Source organism: Marinicella gelatinilytica, assembly GCF_026410405.1.
Classification (GTDB): domain Bacteria; phylum Pseudomonadota; class Gammaproteobacteria; order Xanthomonadales; family Marinicellaceae; genus Marinicella; species Marinicella gelatinilytica.
This window is the reverse complement of the sequence record NZ_JAPMLN010000009.1, coordinates 84,903-105,420: the sequence shown is the minus strand read 5'-3', so window position 1 is coordinate 105,420 and position 20,518 is coordinate 84,903. Positions and strand designations below refer to the sequence as shown.

At 43.4% G+C, this 20,518-nt stretch carries 24 protein-coding genes; 5 read left to right on the top strand and 19 right to left on the bottom strand.

Annotated features, from left to right (window positions below):
• Positions 1 to 38 precede the first annotated feature (38 nt).
• Positions 39 to 1,592, bottom strand: coding sequence for an AmpG family muropeptide MFS transporter (locus OS173_RS07695; RefSeq protein ID WP_267183690.1), 1,554 nt, complete (start codon positions 1,590 to 1,592; stop codon positions 39 to 41).
• A 162-nt stretch (positions 1,593 to 1,754) separates the two neighbouring features.
• Here OS173_RS07695 and OS173_RS07690 point away from each other — a divergent pair, with 162 nt between their 5' ends.
• The 3 genes from OS173_RS07690 to prpC all read left to right on the top strand — a co-directional run bounded on the left by OS173_RS07690 (position 1,755) and on the right by prpC (position 5,036).
• On the top strand, positions 1,755 to 2,801 hold the full coding sequence (locus tag OS173_RS07690; protein ID WP_267183689.1) for a cyclic nucleotide-binding domain-containing protein: 1,047 nt from the start codon (positions 1,755 to 1,757) through the stop codon (positions 2,799 to 2,801).
• Positions 2,802 to 3,019: 218 nt separating this feature from the next.
• The gene (gene prpB / locus OS173_RS07685) at positions 3,020 to 3,907 is read left to right on the top strand and encodes a methylisocitrate lyase (protein ID WP_267183688.1); all 888 of its coding nucleotides are present in this window, start codon (positions 3,020 to 3,022) and stop codon (positions 3,905 to 3,907) included.
• A 1-nt stretch (position 3,908) separates the two neighbouring features.
• Positions 3,909 to 5,036, top strand: a complete 1,128-nt coding sequence (gene prpC / locus OS173_RS07680) for a bifunctional 2-methylcitrate synthase/citrate synthase (RefSeq protein ID WP_267183687.1) — start codon at positions 3,909 to 3,911, stop codon at positions 5,034 to 5,036.
• Between the two features lie 65 nt (positions 5,037 to 5,101).
• Here prpC and OS173_RS07675 read toward each other — a convergent pair whose 3' ends face one another.
• The 8 genes from OS173_RS07675 to OS173_RS07640 form a co-directional block, all read right to left on the bottom strand.
• Positions 5,102 to 5,260: a YqaE/Pmp3 family membrane protein gene (locus OS173_RS07675; protein WP_267183686.1), complete on the bottom strand. Its 159-nt coding sequence runs from the start codon at positions 5,258 to 5,260 to the stop codon at positions 5,102 to 5,104.
• 85 nt (positions 5,261 to 5,345) lie between these two features.
• Positions 5,346 to 6,032, bottom strand: coding sequence for a hypothetical protein (locus tag OS173_RS07670; RefSeq protein WP_267183685.1), 687 nt, complete (start codon positions 6,030 to 6,032; stop codon positions 5,346 to 5,348).
• 121 nt (positions 6,033 to 6,153) lie between these two features.
• On the bottom strand, positions 6,154 to 6,438 hold the full coding sequence (locus OS173_RS07665; RefSeq protein WP_267183684.1) for a type II toxin-antitoxin system RelE/ParE family toxin: 285 nt from the start codon (positions 6,436 to 6,438) through the stop codon (positions 6,154 to 6,156).
• Positions 6,438 to 6,662, bottom strand: a complete 225-nt coding sequence (locus OS173_RS07660) for an addiction module protein (protein WP_267183683.1) — start codon at positions 6,660 to 6,662, stop codon at positions 6,438 to 6,440. The genes OS173_RS07665 and OS173_RS07660 overlap by 1 nt, the downstream gene beginning before the upstream one ends.
• A 50-nt stretch (positions 6,663 to 6,712) precedes the next feature.
• Positions 6,713 to 8,044, bottom strand: coding sequence for a DEAD/DEAH box helicase (locus tag OS173_RS07655; RefSeq protein WP_267183682.1), 1,332 nt, complete (start codon positions 8,042 to 8,044; stop codon positions 6,713 to 6,715).
• Between the two features lie 190 nt (positions 8,045 to 8,234).
• Positions 8,235 to 9,455, bottom strand: a complete 1,221-nt coding sequence (locus OS173_RS07650) for a M56 family metallopeptidase (protein ID WP_267183681.1) — start codon at positions 9,453 to 9,455, stop codon at positions 8,235 to 8,237.
• Positions 9,452 to 9,820 carry a BlaI/MecI/CopY family transcriptional regulator gene (locus OS173_RS07645; protein ID WP_267183680.1) on the bottom strand — a complete coding sequence of 123 codons (369 nt, stop codon included), beginning with the start codon at positions 9,818 to 9,820 and terminating at the stop codon, positions 9,452 to 9,454. The genes OS173_RS07650 and OS173_RS07645 overlap by 4 nt, the downstream gene beginning before the upstream one ends.
• Positions 9,821 to 10,324: 504 nt before the next feature.
• On the bottom strand, positions 10,325 to 12,121 hold the full coding sequence (locus OS173_RS07640; protein WP_267183679.1) for a hypothetical protein: 1,797 nt from the start codon (positions 12,119 to 12,121) through the stop codon (positions 10,325 to 10,327).
• Between the two features lie 216 nt (positions 12,122 to 12,337).
• Here OS173_RS07640 and OS173_RS07635 point away from each other — a divergent pair, with 216 nt between their 5' ends.
• Positions 12,338 to 12,592 (top strand): ComEA family DNA-binding protein, encoded by a 255-nt coding sequence (locus tag OS173_RS07635; protein WP_407659812.1) that lies wholly within the window; start codon positions 12,338 to 12,340, stop codon positions 12,590 to 12,592.
• 42 nt (positions 12,593 to 12,634) lie between these two features.
• On the opposite strand, the gene OS173_RS07630 is transcribed toward OS173_RS07635, so the two are convergent.
• Genes OS173_RS07630 through OS173_RS07605 form a run of 6 tightly spaced genes read right to left on the bottom strand, consistent with a single transcriptional unit; the run spans position 12,635 to position 18,175 of the window.
• Entirely contained in the window at positions 12,635 to 12,994 is a 360-nt protein-coding gene (locus OS173_RS07630; RefSeq protein ID WP_267183678.1) for a YhcB family protein, read from the bottom strand.
• 15 nt (positions 12,995 to 13,009) lie between these two features.
• Positions 13,010 to 13,336 (bottom strand): DUF2288 domain-containing protein, encoded by a 327-nt coding sequence (locus OS173_RS07625; protein WP_267183677.1) that lies wholly within the window; start codon positions 13,334 to 13,336, stop codon positions 13,010 to 13,012.
• Positions 13,320 to 14,171: a tetratricopeptide repeat protein gene (locus OS173_RS07620; protein ID WP_267183676.1), complete on the bottom strand. Its 852-nt coding sequence runs from the start codon at positions 14,169 to 14,171 to the stop codon at positions 13,320 to 13,322. Before OS173_RS07620 ends, OS173_RS07625 begins: the two co-directional genes overlap by 17 nt.
• An 11-nt stretch (positions 14,172 to 14,182) precedes the next feature.
• A complete protein-coding gene (gene murD / locus OS173_RS07615) occupies positions 14,183 to 15,505 on the bottom strand; it encodes a UDP-N-acetylmuramoyl-L-alanine--D-glutamate ligase (protein ID WP_267183699.1) in 1,323 nt (440 codons plus the stop codon).
• Positions 15,505 to 16,857 carry an adenine nucleotide alpha hydrolase family protein gene (locus OS173_RS07610; RefSeq protein ID WP_267183675.1) on the bottom strand — a complete coding sequence of 451 codons (1,353 nt, stop codon included), beginning with the start codon at positions 16,855 to 16,857 and terminating at the stop codon, positions 15,505 to 15,507. Before OS173_RS07610 ends, murD begins: the two co-directional genes overlap by 1 nt.
• 4 nt (positions 16,858 to 16,861) lie before the next feature.
• On the bottom strand, positions 16,862 to 18,175 hold the full coding sequence (locus tag OS173_RS07605) for a TldD/PmbA family protein (RefSeq protein WP_267183674.1): 1,314 nt from the start codon (positions 18,173 to 18,175) through the stop codon (positions 16,862 to 16,864).
• Positions 18,176 to 18,188: 13 nt separating this feature from the next.
• Here OS173_RS07605 and yjgA point away from each other — a divergent pair, with 13 nt between their 5' ends.
• A complete protein-coding gene (yjgA, locus tag OS173_RS07600) occupies positions 18,189 to 18,740 on the top strand; it encodes a ribosome biogenesis factor YjgA (protein WP_267183673.1) in 552 nt (183 codons plus the stop codon).
• A 111-nt stretch (positions 18,741 to 18,851) separates the two neighbouring features.
• Here the strand turns inward: yjgA and OS173_RS07595 are convergent, their stop codons facing one another.
• The 4 genes from OS173_RS07595 to OS173_RS07585 all read right to left on the bottom strand — a co-directional run bounded on the left by OS173_RS07595 (position 18,852) and on the right by OS173_RS07585 (position 20,508).
• Positions 18,852 to 19,250, bottom strand: a complete 399-nt coding sequence (locus OS173_RS07595; RefSeq protein ID WP_267183672.1) for a hypothetical protein — start codon at positions 19,248 to 19,250, stop codon at positions 18,852 to 18,854.
• A gap of 201 nt (positions 19,251 to 19,451) precedes the next feature.
• Positions 19,452 to 19,739: a DUF6980 family protein gene (locus OS173_RS13405; RefSeq protein WP_407659813.1), complete on the bottom strand. Its 288-nt coding sequence runs from the start codon at positions 19,737 to 19,739 to the stop codon at positions 19,452 to 19,454.
• Between the two features lie 150 nt (positions 19,740 to 19,889).
• Positions 19,890 to 20,162, bottom strand: a complete 273-nt coding sequence (gene brnA, locus OS173_RS07590) for a type II toxin-antitoxin system BrnA family antitoxin (RefSeq protein ID WP_267183671.1) — start codon at positions 20,160 to 20,162, stop codon at positions 19,890 to 19,892.
• Between the two features lie 40 nt (positions 20,163 to 20,202).
• The gene (locus OS173_RS07585; RefSeq protein ID WP_267183670.1) at positions 20,203 to 20,508 is read right to left on the bottom strand and encodes a hypothetical protein; all 306 of its coding nucleotides are present in this window, start codon (positions 20,506 to 20,508) and stop codon (positions 20,203 to 20,205) included.
• Positions 20,509 to 20,518 lie beyond the last annotated feature (10 nt).

The following is a 20,518-nucleotide window of genomic DNA, read 5'->3' as shown; positions in this document are numbered from 1 at the left end:
ATAATTTATGATTTTTCAAAATTCGGCATTATATCACGTTAGGCTGATTTTTCTGTTTCACTGTCTGCTGATGCTGTGAACTCAAAAGCCTTAACCTTGATGGCATATAACAACATTAAAATAACCGGCAAACCAATAATGGCGGTCATCAAGAAAAACCCACCAAATCCCAAAGTTTCCACCATTCCTCCTGAGTAACCGCCCAAAATTTTTGGAAACAAAGTCATGACTGATGAAAACATGGCATATTGCACCGCAGTAAAACGGCGGTTAACCAACAAAGATAAAAAACCCACAAAAGCCGTCATCGCCAAGCCGGCGGACAAATTATCGGCAGAAATCATCAGCGCCAAAAACCACACACTTTTATCCATACCGGCCATCACCATAAACAGTAAATTAGTCAGTGAAGACAGCACCGCACCAATCAGCATAATTCGCAGAATACCAAATTTAACCACCAACACACCACCAATTAAGCCACCGGTTAAAGTCATGACCAAACCAAAGGTTTTTACAATACCGGCTATTTCATCCAATGAAAACCCCATGTGTTGATAAAACAAATTGGCACTTACTCCCATGACAATATCCGACACCCGATATAATGCGATAATCCCCACCAATAAAACAATGTAGCGGCGGTGGCGCTCAAATAAATCAGCCACCGGTTGCACATACACAGACCTCATCATAGCCTGATTAACGAAACCACTGAGACCAATGAGTTTAGCCATCACAAATGCAGCCATAAGAGCCACCAGTAGCCGAATCGTGACAGTTAGGGTATCAATCAAAATTGTATTGCTGATAACTGCTGATAACTGTGATGACAGATGTTCTATATTGTCAGACAATGACCAATAAACCATCACAAACACGACCATTGAGAACACGAATACCAACAACACCCCCAAATAATCACGGGTGCTATGTACCAATTCTTGTTTGGTTGGCGGCTCTTTAATGGCCAGTGTGGTGGCAATCCCCACCAACATGACACACGCCATGATTAGATAACTGATTTGCCAGGCCTGGTATTGGTAATTTCCCACCGCAGTGCCTAAATAGCCGGCAATAAATAAGGCGCCTGCACCGGAAGTTATCATGCCTAATCGATAACCGACAATATACACAGAAGAAAGCATAGCAATGTCTTTTTCTGTGGAGGCTTCAATCCGCCAGGCATCAATCAGAATATCCTGTGTGGCTGATGAAAACCCCAGTAAAACAGTTGCCATCGCCATCCTTAACAGCGCCCCATCACCAGCTGCGGGATTGGTCATTGCCATCCAGACAATCGCCGACATAATAAGGATTTGCACCACCAGCAACCAAGCCCGCCGTTGGCCCATAATCCGACTTAACACAGGAATCGGAAGTTTATCCACCAACGGTGACCATAAGAACTTAAAAGAATATGCCAAAGCCGCCCAACTAAAATAAGTAATTTCAGATTTAGCAACCCCCACCTGATCAAGCCAAAGCGATAACGAAGAAAAGATTAAATACAAAGGAATACCTGCCACAAAACCTAACAAGGTCATGTGCAAGAACTTCGGCTTAAATAAGTAATACAGAACCGATGGCATGATTGAAAGAACAGTGAAAAGCGACTCAGTTTACCATGATTTTACCGCAACCAAGACAAGCTCTTTGGCCCGAATAACCATGATACAGACCTGAGTCAATGGTTTTGTACAATCATAAAGAAATCAGGTAAGATAAAGCATAATAAAAAGGGGAACCGACCAATGATTAGCGCTGAACAACTGCAGAACTATTTTCCGTTTAATACAATTAATCCGGATTTTTATCCTCTGTTATTGTCTCAATGCCAATCATTTGAAGCACCTAAAGATACAATGCTTTCAAAACACGGGCAGCCCTTAAAACAAAGCTTATTCTTAACCCAAGGCGTGGTTCAGGTCACCACCGAATCAGGTCGAGAAAAAGTATTAAAATCTAAAAGCTTATCGGCAAAATACCCAATTATTGATGCCCATAAAAGCCAAGATGCCACCATTCGCGCCACTTCCCAATCAGTGAGTGGTTTCGGAATCGATGCCAAACTGCTTGAGCAATTTCAAGTCTGGAATCGGTGTCATACCGAAGCCCCTTTAGACAGCCCCTTGAGAAACCACCAAAGTTATCAATGGGTACTGGGTTTATTAAACAGCCGTACCGTAAAAATGATACCCCAGGGCAATGTCTCTGAACTGTTTGCTGTACTGGAGCGTATCGAAGTACGTCAGGGAGATGAATTAATGAGCGAAGGTGAGGCCGGCGACTTTTGTTATATCGTTGCTGATGGTAAAGCCGGGGTTTTCAAATGCCAGGCTGACGGTGAAATTCAGGCGGCAACACTGAAAAGTGGTGATTTATTCGGCGAATCTGCCTTGGTCTCTAACGAGCCACGCGATGCCGGTGTCCGCATGATGTCCGATGGTGTGCTGATGCGCTTATCGGGCGAGGCTTTTCGAAAATTACTGAAAGCCCATGTGGTACGCTGGATCACGGCAGAAAAGGCATTACAAAAAATTGCCAATGGCGCCACCTTACTCGATGTACGCGAGAATGACGAACATCAGCAAATGGGCATCAAAGGCAGTTTAAATATTCCCTTACCCGAATTACGCGAACGCAGTCGCCAAATTAACCCCAACGCCCCAATCATCACTGCCAGTAATATGGGTTCACGTTGTGCTGCAGCGGCCTATACCTTAACCACCATGGACTTTGACGTTTATGCCTTACAAGGTGGCATCAGCGGTTTATTGCGTCATATAGAACGGGCTTAACAACTTAACCCAAAGTCACGCTTTGGTGGCTATAATGCCACCATTCTGTTATAATTCGCACGCTTTAAATTAAAGGTCTTATCAAGGACTTAGCATCTTTTTGGTGCCGTAAAAAAAATTTAAAACGTGATTCAATCGGGTGTAAAGCATGGCTCACGTCAACACCTAACAAACGCAGTTGAACACACCCAAACTGCCAACAGCAACCCCATAACAATATGACACAAACAATCACCAGCCCCGGACTTAAATTCCGGCAAGCCGTCGAACAAAACGACCCACTGAAAGTGGTCGGCACCATCAATGCTTACACCGCCCGCATGGCTAAAGCCATCGGCCATCAAGCCATTTACTTATCCGGTGGCGGTGTCGCTGCCAATTCCTTAGGGATGCCGGATTTAGGCATTTCATCATTGGAAGATGTATTGATTGATGTTCGCCGCATCACCGATGTCTGTGATTTGCCTTTATTGATTGATGTCGATACCGGCTGGGGCGGCGCTTTTAACATTGCCCGCACCACCCGCTCAGTGATTAAAGCCGGCGCTGCGGCTATGCACATCGAAGATCAGGTGGCACAAAAACGTTGCGGTCATCGACCCAACAAGGAAGTGGTGTCAAAACAGGAAATGGTCGATCGCATTAAATCCGCTGTTGATGCCCGCACCGATGAGAACTTCGTGATTATGGCCCGCACCGATGCCCTGGCCATTGAAGGCGAACAAGCCGCTATTGAACGTGCGGTGGCTTGTGTTGAAGCCGGTGCTGATATGATTTTTCCTGAGGCCATGAAAACCTTAGACCAATATAAACGCTTTAAGGCTGCAGTCAAGGTTCCGATTCTGGCCAATATCACTGAATTTGGTCACACACCATTATTCACCTGCGACGAATTGTCACAACACGATGTCGATATTGTGCTGTATTGTTGCGGCGCCTATCGCGCCATGAACAAAGGTGCAGAAACTGTTTACAAAGCCTTATTAAAACAAGGTCACCAAAAAGATGTCCTGGACATTATGCAAACCAGAGAAGAGCTGTATGACTACCTGGATTACCACAGCTATGAACAAAAATTAGATCAACTTTTTTCGGAGGACAAATAACATGGGAAATGCAAAAAAAACCGGCGGTGCCGGATTACGCGGCCAGGTGGCCGGACAAACCGCCCTTTGTACTGTCGGTAAACAAGGCACCGGCCTGACCTATCGCGGTTATGATGTCGATGATTTAGCCACCAATGCCAGCTTTTACGAAGTCGCGCACCTGATTATTCATGGTCACCTGCCCAATCAAAGCGAACTCGATGCTTATAAAAAGAAAATCAACGGCCTGCGTGAATTACCGCAAGCGGTGAAAAAAACCTTAGAACTGATCCCCGCCGATGCCCACCCCATGGATGTGATGCGCACCGGAACCTCGATGTTGGGTAACTTAGAAACCGAAACTGATTTTTCACAACAACGGGATAAAGCCGACCGTTTAGTCGCCACCTTGCCAGGTATGATTTGTTACTGGTACCAATTTGTCACCCATGGCAAACGCATCGATACCGCATCGAACATTGATGGCGTCGGCGCGCATTTCTTGGAAATGTTGCACGGTAAAAAACCCAGTGAATTACATGCCCGGGTGATGGATGTGTCTTTAATTTTATACGCCGAACATGAATTTAACGCCTCAACCTTTACCGGCCGTGTGGTGGCATCGACTTTATCGGATATCCATTCCTGCGTCACTGCGTCCATCGGCGCCTTGCGCGGTCATTTACACGGTGGTGCCAATGAAGCGGCCATGGCCATGTTGGCCCAATGGTCAACACCTGCAGAAGCCACAGCCGCCATCGATGAGATGCTGAAAAACAAAACCCTGATTATGGGCTTTGGTCATGCGGTCTATACCGAACGCGATCCCAGAAATGCCATCATTAAAAAATGGTCTGAAAAATTGGCTGAAGAAGTGGGTGACACCACCTTATACCCGGTCAGTTGTGCGGTTGAGAAAAAAATGTGGGATGAGAAAAAACTGTTCCCCAATGCCGATTTTTTCCATGCCTCAGCGTATCATTTTATGGGCATTCCGACTGAGCTATTTACGCCCATATTCGTGATGTCACGGGTCACCGGCTGGACGGCTCATGTGTTCGAACAACGCGAGAACAACCGCATTATCCGCCCCAACGCCGATTACACCGGCCCCGAAGCCCGCAAAGTTGGGCCCATTGAGGACAGATAAACACATTAACCTGGACATAAAAAAAGCAGCGATTTAAGCTGCTTTTTTTTGATTTCATAAAACTTCTATCTTTTCGCAATGATATAAACCGCATGAACCACACCGGGGATATATCCCAATATCGTTAATAAGATATTCAACCAAAACTGACCGCCTAAACCGACCTGTAAAAAAACACCCAGTGGTGGAATTAAAATAGAAAACAAAATTCTGATAAAGTCCATATATCCTCCTATATTATTGATTATAATAGTAAATATTATACTTAAATTATCTTAAATAAATGTTATTACAGTGTTAACTTAACATTTATTCACAATCAATCCATATCGGTTTCACCTGAATGTCTTCCGGTAAATATGTAAACCAATCACGCGTCAACTCAACCTGGCCTGCTTCGCAATAAACCTCAAAACTTAACCCCCTGGTATGTAATGGTTGATCGTGAATAATCACTGTACTCACAGAACTACCGGCAGATTTGAACTCAACATCGGCTATAGACTGCAGCGATAAATCGATGACATCCCCGAATTGTTGTGTTTTAACCTCTACTTCAACCGTGGTATATAACAAACCTTCTGAACTGGATGTGGTGCTGGTTGAAACCACTAATTCATTCAAAGGAAATTCATCAATCACTTCAAACGACATAGGCTCAGACTGCCAAGTGTCACCATCAATCGTCAAAGTAAATGGGCCAATGGTCTGGCGACCCTTTTCTAAGAATTTAATTTTAAATGTTCGGGTCAGAAACTCAGGCTTTAGAGGTCGTTCAAACAACGATTTTTTTATTCTAACTCCTGGGGCTGACGCCAACCCCTGCCTAATGTCACCGGCCAGAAAAGGTCCAATGGCCAAAGTTATCTGCGCCGTTTCACCGACATGCACGAAAGGTTTATCTATATCCACAAACATCTTCATAGGCCGTGTGTCTGCCGCCACTTGATTAATAAAAGTCAATAACGTAAGCCCTAGCAAAATACGATTTAACATTAAACGTCCTCTAAAAAAAGCCGTATTTTACTGTAAAAAAGGTTTGATTTATGTCCAAATGAGACCCTTTACATGCCAACTAACCCACAGCATGAACGATTCTTTTTATTGCTAAAAATAGTTATTTTGGTATCTTTTTTGGATGTTGGCGGTTATCAAAAACAGCATGAACGATTATTTCATTGATTTCGATGGTATAGAATATTGAAAATGGAAATTTTTTTATAAGTTTTCTACGATATTGTCGATGTGTGATGGGAAAAGTATCAGGAAATTCAATAATATTTTGAACACCTTGCTCCAAACAATCGATAAAAACCTGACCTAATCCATGGCTTTGTTCTTCATACCAATCGAAAGCCAATTCAATATCTTCTAAAGCGTCGTCGGTATAATAGAGTTTCATTAACCCTTAGTTCTTAATTTTTGATGTGCAGATTTCCAGTCATGTAACTTAACTTCTCCATTCTGAAAATCACGCTGCCTTCTGTCTAATTCTCTCTTTTGCCATTCAGGCATCGGCAGCTTATTCGCATCACAGGCGATGGAATCCCACAAGTCTTCAACCATTGATATCTTTTCAGATAAGGCTAATTGATCAATTTGTTTTAAAAGATTTTCTCGACTCACTTATTAAATCTCAAATATTAACTGAATATATTTTAACACAAACCGGAATCTCACTTGTTTTTCTTGCGTGCTTTGCGGTTTTTGGCGCCGCCGGCCCTGCTACTGATGGATTTTCCGGATTTTCTTTTGGGTTTTGTTGGCTTGCCCGGTTTGACTGGTCCTGTTTTATTGTTTCCTTTGGCTTTATTTTTGGGCTTGGGTTTGGGTGTGTGTTTGTGCACAGCCGATTCTCTTAAAGTATCGGCTTCAGTGAGCTCAAAACCACGGCGATAAATACGTGGAATCGCCTCACCGATTAAGCGTTCAATTCGTGCCAAAGCACGGGCTTCTTGCGGACACACAAAGGAAATCGCCTGCCCGGACTTTCCGGCACGGCCGGTACGCCCGACACGGTGTACATAATCTTCGGGTAAATGCGGTAGATTGAAATTAAGCACATGGTCTAAACCCTCAATATCCAGACCCCGTGCGGCCACTTCGGTACTAATCAACACCTGAATTTTTGCTGATTTAAAATCTGCCAGTGCGCGACGGCGTTGCCCCTGACGGGTATCACCGTGGCACAGTGCCACCGGCACATCGGTTTTTTTCAAGTGTTCCAATAAATGCTCGGCTTGCTTTTTGGTGCCGGTAAAAACCAGAATCTGGTACCAGTTATGTTCTTCCAGCAAAGCCATAAACAGATCCAACTTGCGTTCTTCACTGACCGGATAAATGACATGCTCAACGGTTTCTGCCGTGATATTGGCCTTGCTAATGCGCACATCGGCCGGATTTTTTAAGATTTGGTGGCTTAATTCATTGAGCGCCGGCGTGATGGTCGCAGACACCAGCATGGTTTGTCGGTTTTTAGCGGTCTGGTTAATTAAGCGCTGGGCATCTTCAATAAACCCCATATCCAGTAAACGATCGGCTTCATCTAAAACCACCACATTGACTTCGGATAAATCAACGTGGTTTTTATCAGTATGCGCCAATAAACGACCCGGCGTGGCAATTAATATATCTAAGCCGGTCCGTAGTTTGGCCACTTGTCCATCGAGGTTAACACCACCATAAATGGCCAGCATATTAATATCCAAATGCTGTGCATAATCTGCGATGGCTTGACTTAATTGTTCCGCCAGTTCACGGGTTGGTGTTAATATTAAAGCCCGTACTTTACCGGCCGCCAGGGTTCTGGGCTTGTCCACGATTTGTTGCAAGATCGGCAGCGCAAAAGCCGCTGTTTTGCCGGTTCCGGTTTGGGCATTAATCAAGACATCCTGACCACGGCGTGCCGGCACCATAGCCTGCTCCTGAATCGGTGTCATCTCATGATAACCACAACTTTCAATGGCTTTAAGTAATTGAGGGGCTAAACCCAATGATTCAAACTTCATGGTATATCCTTTCAAGGCCTATCAAGGCCAATTCAAAATCGAGCACGCACTATACATGACAATGCACCATCTGATAACAATTATATCAAACAATTCTCTTCATTCTATTGCCATGGGTCAAAACAGATAGAGGCATATATACAAAACCCATACTTAGACTTATCACATAATAAGCGACTACTAAAACCCTTTATTTTGATAACACTGTAAAATTAAGACCAAAAGCAGGTTCGTTTATCGTTTCTGCACTGACTTTAATACCGGCTTTTTGGTTCGGCTCTGTTAGGATGCTTGGTCTGTATAGTGTGGTGTTCTGTCTGTTTAATATTTGGGTATCAATCATAAATTGATTGGCTTCAGTTGCTGGCTCACTAATCTTGAATTTAATGGTGTATCTGTCCAGCTTTACTTCCTGCCAGTCATCCACTTCAACGACCATTTGCTTGTTCGTACTTGAGGCTTCACTGAGTCCCGAAAATTGCTCTGTCACCTCAAAAATAATATCAACCACCACCTCATTATCAGCAAGCTGGACTTTTTCAAGCTTATCCTGATTAGCTAAACTGGCTGTGGAAAGCAGTGCAATGATAATTAGGCTAACTGTGATATAAAACTTATGTTTCTTCGTCATGTTTTTCTCCTGGGATAGTTTTTGAATTCGTTTTATTTGAAAACTGTTATTTTGACTGATTTCATTGATTAAGGCCGTGGGCTTCGTCTGTTGATATTCCAAAATAATTTTGGCTAGGTGATGTTGGTAACGCTTATTTGTTGATTGTTTTTGACAGGCTTCATCACAACGCAATTCAATGACTTCACGTAATCTTTTATTGAGCCAATAAACCATCGGATTAAACCAAAATAAACGATAAACAAATCCAATAATTAATAACCAATAAATATCACCATTTCGAAGATGTTGTCGCTCATGCGCCAAAACGATATCACGTTCGGCTTGCCGAAACAGCTTTGTATTAATCCAGATTTTAGGCTGCCAAAATCCGGTGACACACGCACCCACTAAATCATCCACCAGTCGCACATTTTTATATTTTGTTGATTGGCCTTTATTAACTAACCACCGATGTTTATGAATAAGTTTCATGACATCAAGGACAAACATGAGTACGCCACATAACATAAATAACAAGCCAAGTTGAATCATCGATGGCACCCAAAATCTAACTGATTCGGGTGTTTCTATGTATGTTGCTAAGCTATGAACGGTATAAATTGTCTCATTGACGGTGTTCAGTTCGACATGCAAGCTAATCAAATGATAGGGCAACAACCAACTCATCATCGCCAGCATTAAAACCGGAAACTTAATGCGCTCAGGAATCAACATCCATCTGTTAATGGCCAATGCCCAAAAGCTGATTAATAGGTTAATAAATAAATAACTGATCATAACTTTTTGTCCCGTTTGATCAGGTTTTCTAAATATTGAATGTCTTCCTGGCTAAGGTCATCTTGTTCAAACAACTGATTCATCAAAAGTTTTTTATTGCCGGCAAAAAGTTTTTGTAGCACCTGTTTAAGCATCGGCTTTTGAACTTCCTTTGGAGTCACAAGTGTTTGATAATAAATAGTCCGGCCTTCAACACGATGGCGTTTAATGACCTTTTTCTGTTCCAATCGATCGATAATGGTTTTAACGGTTGAATATGTCACGTCCCTAGTCTTTGTAATATAGGCATGGACCTCAGGCGAGGTGGCTTCCGTTTGTTGCCAGAGATATTGCATCACATCCAGTTCAAAAGAAGTTAGTTTCATGGTTCTCTACAAGTGTCGATATGCAGATTATTATTGTTACCTCTACACTTGTCAAGATAAAATTTATTTTGAATCTAATTTGTTACATTTAATATGGCTTTGTTACGGCAGACTTATACTCAAAGACGCGGGTTGCCGGCCTTCGCCGGCAAGCCTAGCAACAACATAACAATTATATAAACACCCGTGGTGCATTTGGATTAATAGTCGGTTCTTAAGATTTCTTTCAGAACCTAAAAAGTGTCACGCCATTCCGACTAAGCGAAGCGCATGGAGGAATCTCCCTAATTTTATCGCAAATTTCCATTGGCAGGAGATATCTCCACTCGCTTCGCTTGGTCGATATGACAATATTTGTTGGGTTCTGTCCCAAATGCACCACGGGTATAAACCTTTATTCACAACTCTATTTATCAACAATACTTATTTTCTGTATGAGATAAAGGCTGCTGGGCAAGCCTGTCACGCATCATTAAACACTAAAATTTAGGTTTTGCTTTGGTTTTAATTCACCACCAGCGTGTCCACTGCCATGGGCACGGGCTCGGAGCGGCCGTAGGTTTGCCATAGGCTGGTCATATAGCTGGCACGGTTTTGATTGGCGGGACCTTCCGTCCAGTTGCGGTTACACAGTGCGTTTTCTGACGGCAGATTATTGTCATCGGCGACTTTTTGTAAAAATTCGATGTATTCCTTGCTGGCCACCTGAAAATTCAATCGGGCAGTCAGGGTAATGGGCAATGCCACCTGATCGATATTAATTTGATAATCGGTGACATCGTAATTAACCACCGCCGCTGCTAATTGCGGATCCGCCGGATAGGTGATACCCACCGGTGCCAACTCACGATTACCGGCACCGGTAAAACCCAATGGCGGTATACGGTTATCTTTGGCGATGCAATTATTAAGCACAAAATGGAACATGACATCACCATCGCCGTCTTCAGTCTCGCAGGTGTTATTTTGCTCATTCCAGATACCCTGCAGTGTTTCATAGACTTTGAGCTGACTGTCCTCGGTTAATACGCCGGTGCTGTTATCATAAGCGCCAGATTGCCAAAACACAGTGTTGTTGCCATCACGCGCTTCTAACTGGAGCCACATACGACGGCCTTCGGGGTAACCGGTAGGCAGTTTATGACCGGTCAGGTTGGTCACTTTGACCGCGACCGTCAATTGTTGCGTTGTTTGTGCGGTCACCTGCGCAGTAACCAAAGCGCTCTGATTTTGCAGCATGTTAAAGGCATACGAGGTGGTTAAATCTAAAGCACCTTTACGATCTAAACCGACTGGGTCATTGGCTGCTAAATCATCGCCATAAACAGCTTTGATGACTTGGGGGATCCAGGTATTACCGCCGGCAAATTGATGGGTGGGCAAATTTCCAGGCCGATTAACACCAAATACACAAGCACGGGCATCGGTTTCATTGGTTTCCGGCATATGGCAAGTCTGGCAGGTTTGGCCGGTTTGCAGCACTGGTTGCTTTGAGGTACTTAAGGCTTCAAACGGATCGCGGTAAATTAAATCAGCAAAATAAGAGTTTTTCCATTCTGAATAGGTGCGTTCAATGGGCATGGCAACATCGGTTTCCTGACCATTGTGCCAAAATTTTCTGGCAATACTCAACTGACCATTGTCTAAAATCTCAGGTGAGGAAATGTCGTGACAACTACCACAGTATTTTGATGACTCTAAGAATGATGAATAGACCCAATCGTGGGGTGGCGGGGTATTGCCGTCATTATATTTATATGGACCTTTACGACAAGGTTCTCCGGAATAACTATTTTCACAGGCGGCATCATCCAGCCAGATATCGGCATTTTGGGTGGCAGCCGGTTGACCTAGGGGTGTATGTGACTCGATGCGGTGACAAAATTGACATGTGACACCACTGTAGTCATTATGATTGGAAGCGGCTTCTGTAAAACTGCCTTGCAGTGAACAGCCTTGACTACCGTTAACATTAACAATACCTTTAGCTGCTTGTCCTGTTTTTACCACCCGACCGCCGGACCAACCTTCCGGGGTATGACAGCGCAAACAAAAATCACCGACTCCTGGAATATCGTTATTGGCCACATCGAGCGCTGCCCAAAACAGCGGATCACGCATGGCGTTGGCTTTCATGGAGCCAATCCAGGTATCAACAGGCATATTATAAGGATCACTGCTGCGCTGCGTGCTTTGATGACAACTCAAACAATCAGCATTGCTTGCCAGCGGAAATTGCAATCCGGGTTGACTACCATGGGGTGTGAAATCAACGGCTTCAGTTGTTAGCGGGAAAAACATAAGAGTGCCAAGGCTTAAGCAGTATAAAACAATCGCAATCGACATTTTCCTACACGCTGTTATCATTGATACTATTCTCATGGTTTATTTCTAACAACATTATCAGAATTTGACGGTATTGTCATTATTTTAACTTCGCTACCATAAGCAACAGATGTGAAAACATCACAGGAAGAGTAATCACTCATTGAATAAAATTAAAACGAGGAATCAATTATGAATATGTTTAAAACTTTATTTTTAATCTGCAGCTTATTAATTTCAACAGCTTTTGCGGCGGTTAATATTAACAAGGCTTCTGCGGAGGACATTTCAAAAGAGCTGAAAGGCATCGGAATTGTGAAAGCCACGGCCATAGTGAGTTACCGTGATAAGAATGGTCCTTTTAAAACCAAGGAACAGCTAACGGAAGTGAAAGGTGTTGGTTTAAAAACTGTGGAAAAAAACCGTGACAATATTTTATTGAAATAAACGACTTAATGATTAAGTCATCTATAAATTCAACCCATTGGTTTAGTCCACCGATGGGTTGATATTATGGGGATAATCATCATCACTTTTTAAGTATTTAATGGTGACTTCTCGGGATTTACGGTTAATTAATTGATTGCGAATTTGTTCATCAGTTAATAACTCTTCAGCGGAATCAGCTAAATGGGTAAATACCGCTTGGTAGCTATCGGTTAAGTTATCGATGAGGTCGGCCGTTTTGGCAAAGTGGTTTTCAACTTTTTGCTGGTACTGATCTAAACGCTGTTCCAGTTCTTTAACTGAATGTTGTTTGCCTTTTTTTTGGTTAATGATGTACATACCGGCAATTCCCAAAGCCCATCCCAAAATACCGGCTGATAATATTAAAATCCAATCTATCATAATTTTATCTCTGTCCTATGACTTGTTTATTTCTTGAACCACCACCCAGGGGGCCATTGTCACCGCTTCAAAACAAGCGTTCTGTTTTAACCATTTTTTGGCATGTTCATCATGCGCTCTGGTCAATAGTTTAGCATTGATCCAGTCGCTTATACAGTCTGCATCATCGGCGTGAATCTTTTCTGCTACATCAATCAAATCCAATTCAGGATCAACCACCAGGATCACGCCTTTGGCAAAAAATTTCTGTAATTCCAGGTAATCAATTGGCCCCCGCTCTTGATTAAGTCTCGTTCGGATATCTTCTGTTTCATTCATTTGCTGATTACTGTTTGTCATCATGCATTACCATCTCTTCACGCCAAGGTTGTCGTTGGCTATAGACGTTTAAACGCTCCACATAACCATCACAACCTCGAATTTTATCGTCTTCACTTCGTCGTGTGTAGTCAGCCATCAATTGGCTAAAATCATCAATTTCACTGACCGTTATACCGCAATAGCCGGCCACCACCCACGATTGTAATTCAATGGCGCCGTTAAAATCAGCAATTTCCGCCAATACCGCCGCTTTGGTGTCAATCATCGCCCAAGGCATGCGCTGCTGACCATACATACTTTCTAATTCTGAAATGATTTTCAAAGCTTGATGGCCATTACGGCAGTCTTCATTCGGCTGAGTGGCTAACATCCACGCCCAATCATTAAAAGCCGACTTGATTGTTCTGATTTTAGCTTGTTCAAAATAGCTGTAAGCACGCTGACAATTAACCGCCTCACCGGCTAAACCATACACTGAAAAATAGGCTAAGCGATAAAACGCCTCACCATGACCGGCCTCTGCAGCTTGTTGCAACCATTTTTTTGCTGCCGACCATTGTTTGTCTCGGTACAGCATTAATCCGGTTTCAAACATACCGTGCACATAGCCTAATTCAGCGGATTTTAAAAACCACTCTTGAGCCAATTCATCATCCTGAGGAATGCTTTGGTAATCGTTTTGTAAGCCTTGTTTAAACATATTACCGATAAAATAAGCCACCTCACCATCGCCTTCGGCCACTTTATCAAGCAAAGTTCGGGGAATTAGCTGCTCTGCCTGAACATCTGACCGGCCGGAAATTCCAGGTGGTTCGGCAGAAACCGAAACCATCATAAATAGCCATAATATTGTCAAAAAATGTTTCATCATTGCTCAAATTGTTGTACCCATTGGGCAAATTGTTGTCCGCGTTGTTGGTAATTAGTAAACGCATCAAAACTCGGTGCGCCCGGTGATAGCAACAAATAATCACCCGCTTGAGCCACCGAAAATCCTTTACTAACCGCTTCAGCTAAAGTAGTCACATACTCAACGTCCATTATATCATTGTGCTGCTGTAAGGTTTGTAAAATCCGTTGACCATTGGCACCGCTACACAGTATTTTTTTCGGTGACTTATCAGTGATTTTTTGGGCAAACCACTGCCAATCAACACCGCGATCATAGCCACCGAGCAGTAACACAGTGCGTTCTATTGGGCACGTTTGCAAAGCAGCCCAAGTGGCATGGGGTGTGGAGGCAATGCTGTCATTAATCACATGAACGCCACCTATCGTGCCGAGAGATTGCAGGCGATGTGGCAACGGCGGGCATTTTTTAACTGCATTTAAAGCAGGTTTAACATCCAAACCCAAAACTTTAACCACGGTCATAACCGCCGCCAGATTGTGTAGATTATGGACACCGGATAGTTGCCAGCCGGCCGTCGAAAGCAGGGCTTTGTCCTGATACATCAAAACATCATCCAGCACATAAAACCCTGATAAATGGTTAAACAAAATAAACGCATCAATCGGCGTATGTTGTTGCATTTCCTGGCTTAACACATCCTTGGCATTAATAACAGCCTGTTTGGCAGAAGTCAGCAAACGCCATTTATCCTGGCGGTATTGCGCATCATCACGGTGCCAATCCAGGTGCTCCGAATACAGGTTCAATATTACCGCCAGATCCGCTTTAATGGCGCCATCCTGGGCTTGGTAACTGGAGGTTTCTAAGATAATGACATCATAAGTCGCATCACAAGCAATCAAAGGCGTACCAAAGTTACCGGCAATCACACAGTTCAAACCACAGGCTTTAAGGGCTTCATGCAATAAATAACAACTGGTGCTTTTGCCTTTGGTGCCGGTAATGGCGACCACCGTCGGTGATTTGTCACCGCGGTGTAATTCATTACTAAACCATAATGCTGATGCACTGATAAATTGACTGTGACTGTCTTGCACTGCTGTCTGGTAGGGACTGATACCGGGCGACTTAATCACCACATCAAAGCCATCCAAGACTTTGGCAGTGATTGGCGCATGATTAAATTCGACACCACTGTTGTCTGCTTCTTGTTCAGGGCATAACACGAACAGCTTCAAATCAGGCAGGTGTTTTTGTAAATAGCTTACGGTGGCTTTACCTTCCACACCATAACCCCACACCGCGATTTTTTTATCGACTAACTCGCTTAACAGCATCACCAATGGGCCTCTGAAAAGTGTCGCTTATTGGGCAAGTAATAAGGTTCTTGCCGAGCCCATAACGCATCACTATCCGCCTGATTAACCGGCGGCATCTGTTGTAACCAGTGTGCCAAAGACCCTTGATCCTGCCAATCCGGATGCTGTTTTAATAACCACAATGCGGCACGCATTTCCAGGGCTTCACCGACACATTCAAAAGGTTTATCCCCTTCAAGTCCGAATAACGCCAAAAACAAATCGGATAATTGTTTATCAGCCAATAAATCATGACCAAAAATTGCCAGTAATTGTTCCCGTGATACGAACGGCGCCAGGGTCACAAACACAAAAGCGCATTTGGGGCAAACCCCACACCAGCGATTATTTTGGTTTTTTGAACCGCTTAAATGAAAATTCCGATTACAACTGGAAAATACCTCGAAATACTGCGGATATTCACTAAATTGTTTCACAATCGCCAATTCTGAATAAGGTCGCAACAAAGAAAAATAGTCCACCGCTTGACCCATACTGAATGCCAACACCTTTCGATATTGTTGTTCAAAAGCCCAGGATTTGGAATATTGATGGTTAACCCATTGGCCATTGGCCGCTTGAAGATTGCCGACATCAGCAGAACGTTCGTTACTAAAAGCCACACTGTCAAACCCCCCTAATAAAGCGGTTAAAACCGCAACCGTGCTATTAATGGCGGTAATCGGCACATGGCCGTTAAAAGCACCCTGCTCCGTCAGTAGTGATAACCGTTGATCCACGCGGCGGCGAATTTGCAGCATCGGCAGTTCAGTGGCTTGCGCCACTTGCTCAATTAATTCAGCCGATCCCACTTGTAACAGGGTAATGTCTTCACCGGCTTGTCGCAGGCGTTCAATGCTTACCAGAGAATCTTTGCCACCGCCAATCGGTACCAAGGTTCTGGGCGGTAACGATAACACTTTCTCAGTGTTCGGCTTGTGGTCTTGGCTGGGGAATTGAATATACGATAACCAACCCAAATTATTTTCATGGGCCAATTCTGCCAAACCCGCTTGCCAGCTATCGGTGAGCCATTGGGCTTCAATCGTACTTGGTTTTGTTTGATCAAATTCAATGGTTTTCGCTAAATGAGTTTTGTAATAACTGACACCGGCCATCCAAAACACCTGTTGCACCGCATGATTAACGGCCAGCAGCCAGGCATTGCGTTGCTCATCGGCTAACCAGGCTTGTTGCAATAAGGACTCCGGGAAAATAAATTGCTCCTGAAAATCCCCGAAGCGACTGTCCCGATAATTCAGGCTTAGCACACCATCAGCGGCATTAAAATGCACTTTTTTGAAGGTAAATGTGGATTGACTCTCAGTCACGGCATTAGTCACCGGCAATGGTCATACCATCCACCAACCAGGCACCGGTGTGGATTTTACTGCGTTGATCGATATCTGAGCCGACTGCTCGAATGTGGCTAAACATATCCTTTAAATGCCCGGCGATGGTCATTTCACTGACCGGAAAAGCAATGGCGCCATCTTCAATCCAAAACCCGGAAGCACCACGAGAATAATCGCCAGTGACCGTGTTTACACCCTGCCCCATTAAAGAAGTGACCAAAAACCCACGCTCCATTTGTTTGATTAAATCATCGGTCGTCGGTGCCTCGACTTTTAGATTGTGGGCACCGCCACCATGACCGGTGGGTTGAGTGTTTAGGCGTCGCGCTGAATATAAAGACAACATAAAGCCGGTTAAAACACCTTGATCAATCAAGGTTCTGGGTTTGGTGGCAATGCCGTTACTGTCAAAATTACGGCTGCCAAAACCACCCGGGATAAACGGGTCTTCACTGATATTAAACCAGTCAGGGAACAATTGTTTATTCAAATCATCTTTAAGGAAACTGGCTTCCTGATAAAGTGCGCTACCACTGATGGCCGATAACATATGGCCAATCAAGCTTTTCGCCATAGACGGATCGAATAACACCGGCACCTGTTGCGACTTAACTTGTCTGGAACCTAATTGAGCGACACTGCGACCGGTGGCTTTGGCACCCATCGCTTCTGAATTCATTAATTGCCCAAAATCACGTACCGCATCCCACCAGTACTCACGCTCCATTTCACCATTTTTCTTGGCAATCGCCACCACGCTGGCAGAACAATTGCTACCGCGTTTTTCACCGACAAAACCATTGCTGTTGGCATAAATGGCGTAACCATCCCCGACTTCTACGCCGGCTTCATCCACCACCACATCAGCTTGCATCTCTGCCGCTTGCGCCCGCGCACCTTCAGTGGCCCGCAAAGCATAGGCAATTAAAGTTTCAGGATCATAGGGATTATCAAAAGCCGTGTGTAAATCTTTAAATTCTGTGGCCAATAATTCCTTATCAGCTAAACCCGCCGCCTCATCCGGTGCGGTTAAAGCCGCAATGGCCAAAGCCTTATCAATGGTCAAGGCAATGCTTTCATCATTAACCACCGCGGTGGAGGCGGTACCCTTGGCACCGTTTTTATACACCGTTAAGCTTAACGATTTATCCTGGTTGTTCTCGACCGTATCGACCTCGCCCTGGCGACAACTTACGCCTATCCCCCGGCCTTCGGCATAACTAATTTCGGCATCATCGGCGCCTTTATGCTTTACTGTTTCAAGAACTTTTGTGACAATATCAATTTGATTCATACCTGAGCCGTTTATGTCTAATAAAGACCAGTCGCCAAACAGCGACCAATCAGTGGAAAATACCTTAAGTAAAACCCAGCTAAAAAAACAGGCCCACGGTCTCCAAGACCTGGCCCGAGAAATAGCCGAGCTACCGGCGAAAAAACGTGACGCTTTAAATTTACCGCCGGCATTAATCGCAGCCATTGATGAATCGAAACGCATCACCAGCCACATTGCCGCCAAACGGCATACCCAATACATGGGCAAACTGCTGGCCAAGTGCGATTATCAAAGCATTGAACAACAGTTGCAACAAGATGAGGCTAAAAATGCCCATTTTCAAGTCAGAGACGCCATAATTAACCAATGGCTAACGGCCTACATTGACCACGAAAAAACATTAAATGCCTACCTTTACGAACATTTCCCCCACGAAACCCTGAACGAGCTCCGCAACCTGGTCCGCAATTACCTGAAAAAACCCGAACCACCCCACTCGAAAAAATTGTTTAAAGCCTTGCGGGAATTAGACAATCAAGAACCCTTGCCGCCTGTTGGTCAGTTGGACGTTAAATTAAGTTGACAAATCTCGTTCCGATAGAAATTGTAGGTTGGCGCTGAGCTTGCGAAGCCCAACATCATGCCATGCCGACTGGAAAAAATGTTGGGCTTCGCTGCGCTCTGCCCAACTTACCTAACTTAAAATCTCCAGTCCACTAGTTTTAACGTTTAATCTATATATTCTGAATTTCTCAGTTTCGGTATTAGCATTAAACCTAACATAGTGTTGTCCGTCTTCTGCACTTTGATATACACCCTCAGTCCATATGATTTCTTCAGGTTCGTTAAATAATTGAATGCACTTTTTAGATTCGATAAAATATATACTAATACCACAACCAGCTACACAAATGAATGTACCATCAAATGAAATAAGGGCTGAATCGGGGTCACCATAAACACTGGTCAAATATAAATCCGAATTTTCATAATCACACAAATTATCTGATTTTGACTTATCCTTTAAATAAACAGATTCATTTATAGAATACAGTTTGTATATGTCATTTTCAGATAAATATCTAATACTCACGGAAGGCTCCAAATGATATATACCAGCTTATTAAGCTAGTACATAAGATTATCATATAACACTAAATCGTGCATTTTCGTATTATTCCTACAATTTCCAGTTAAAAACAATTTTATTATGCAGTGAATCCGTGGTGTATTTTGAGCCAATCATAAAATTGATAGATTATATTTATTGCCGGTGGGCAATACCCATCTTTCTCTACTCCAACCACGAAGAACTTAGATATTTTATTGGTATGTCATTTCCCCACGGATCAATACCTAGCTTCTCTAGCGAATCAAACCATGCATCTCTTCTCGATTTGGGTAACTTTGTACCACACCAATTACAGTATTTTAGAATTGAATACTCAAATCCGCTGCTTAATTGAAGACCAAATTCCTGAAAAGCACTGCTATAGTAGATAGGATGCTCACTATCTGAAAGGGCTTCACGCATATCTTCACAACAACACTCTGGATATGTTTGTCGTTCGTTTTTTAACATCATTACTATGTTCATAATACGAAAACCTCTATCACCTCGTTAAGCCTTGTAGGATGGGCTTCGCCCATCATAAATCTTGGAACATTGTCATTAATTGTTGATGGGCGGAGCCCATCCTACTTATCCCGATTACAACGTGATAATATCGCATCAAACATCAGCATTGTTTGCCGCACCAGAATGCCTTGTCTTATCATGACCTGACTGCTCCAACCGCTCAGCCAACCAAACTTTTATAATTGACTGCCGGGTAACACCCACACGTGATGCTTCTTGGTCAAGTGATTCAATCATCCAAATCGGAAAATCAACATTGACACGCTTTTGCTCACGATTAGGCCGTCTCATCGTTTTTAGATCAAGATCATCAACAATATCGGATTGATCATCATCAAATTTTTTATCGAATTTTTTAGCTTTCATGAATAGTCACTTCAGTTTTAACTCAACTGTATAAAACACATCACTCCCCGAATGCTTCACTGGTATTACCGAATGCGTATTCATGTAAATTTGTTTCTTCCTCTGTGGTGATTAATCTTCCCTGAAAGTCATCAAAAGAAATACGCGGATTATAAGATTTACCCTGAACTCTAATCTCCGCTTGATTATGCAGCATGGCAAAATCAAAAGTGAAATCTCCAATTATATCTTTTGCTTTCTCACCCGCTATCCCTTTTTTCTTTAAGGTTTCTTTAAGTATAACAATCATTTGATACTGCCATTCAGCAGCAATATCATAATAATCTTCTGAAATCTTAATTTTCATACTGTGTCCT

Excerpts from the sequence above, each read along its gene's own strand:
- OS173_RS07635 (WP_407659812.1), top strand. The coding sequence starts at position 12,338 with ATGAATATGTTTAAAACTTTATTTTTAATCTGCAGCTTATTAATTTCA.
- OS173_RS07665 (WP_267183684.1), bottom strand. The coding sequence starts at position 6,438 with ATGAAACTCTATTATACCGACGACGCTTTAGAAGATATTGAATTGGCT.
- OS173_RS07670 (WP_267183685.1), bottom strand. The coding sequence starts at position 6,032 with ATGTTAAATCGTATTTTGCTAGGGCTTACGTTATTGACTTTTATTAAT.
- prpB (WP_267183688.1), top strand. The coding sequence starts at position 3,020 with ATGACACAAACAATCACCAGCCCCGGACTTAAATTCCGGCAAGCCGTC.
- OS173_RS13405 (WP_407659813.1), bottom strand. The coding sequence starts at position 19,739 with ATGTTAAAAAACGAACGACAAACATATCCAGAGTGTTGTTGTGAAGAT.
- OS173_RS07640 (WP_267183679.1), bottom strand. The coding sequence starts at position 12,121 with ATGTTTTTCCCGCTAACAACTGAAGCCGTTGATTTCACACCCCATGGT.
- yjgA (WP_267183673.1), top strand. The coding sequence starts at position 18,189 with ATGTCTAATAAAGACCAGTCGCCAAACAGCGACCAATCAGTGGAAAAT.
- OS173_RS07605 (WP_267183674.1), bottom strand. The coding sequence starts at position 18,175 with ATGAATCAAATTGATATTGTCACAAAAGTTCTTGAAACAGTAAAGCAT.
- OS173_RS07645 (WP_267183680.1), bottom strand. The coding sequence starts at position 9,820 with ATGAAACTAACTTCTTTTGAACTGGATGTGATGCAATATCTCTGGCAA.
- OS173_RS07630 (WP_267183678.1), bottom strand. The coding sequence starts at position 12,994 with ATGATAGATTGGATTTTAATATTATCAGCCGGTATTTTGGGATGGGCT.
- murD (WP_267183699.1), bottom strand. The coding sequence starts at position 15,505 with ATGCTGTTAAGCGAGTTAGTCGATAAAAAAATCGCGGTGTGGGGTTAT.
- OS173_RS07585 (WP_267183670.1), bottom strand. The coding sequence starts at position 20,508 with ATGAAAATTAAGATTTCAGAAGATTATTATGATATTGCTGCTGAATGG.
- OS173_RS07650 (WP_267183681.1), bottom strand. The coding sequence starts at position 9,455 with ATGATCAGTTATTTATTTATTAACCTATTAATCAGCTTTTGGGCATTG.
- prpC (WP_267183687.1), top strand. The coding sequence starts at position 3,909 with ATGGGAAATGCAAAAAAAACCGGCGGTGCCGGATTACGCGGCCAGGTG.
- brnA (WP_267183671.1), bottom strand. The coding sequence starts at position 20,162 with ATGAAAGCTAAAAAATTCGATAAAAAATTTGATGATGATCAATCCGAT.
- OS173_RS07695 (WP_267183690.1), bottom strand. The coding sequence starts at position 1,592 with ATGCCATCGGTTCTGTATTACTTATTTAAGCCGAAGTTCTTGCACATG.
- OS173_RS07675 (WP_267183686.1), bottom strand. The coding sequence starts at position 5,260 with ATGGACTTTATCAGAATTTTGTTTTCTATTTTAATTCCACCACTGGGT.
- OS173_RS07625 (WP_267183677.1), bottom strand. The coding sequence starts at position 13,336 with ATGATGACAAACAGTAATCAGCAAATGAATGAAACAGAAGATATCCGA.
- OS173_RS07690 (WP_267183689.1), top strand. The coding sequence starts at position 1,755 with ATGATTAGCGCTGAACAACTGCAGAACTATTTTCCGTTTAATACAATT.
- OS173_RS07655 (WP_267183682.1), bottom strand. The coding sequence starts at position 8,044 with ATGAAGTTTGAATCATTGGGTTTAGCCCCTCAATTACTTAAAGCCATT.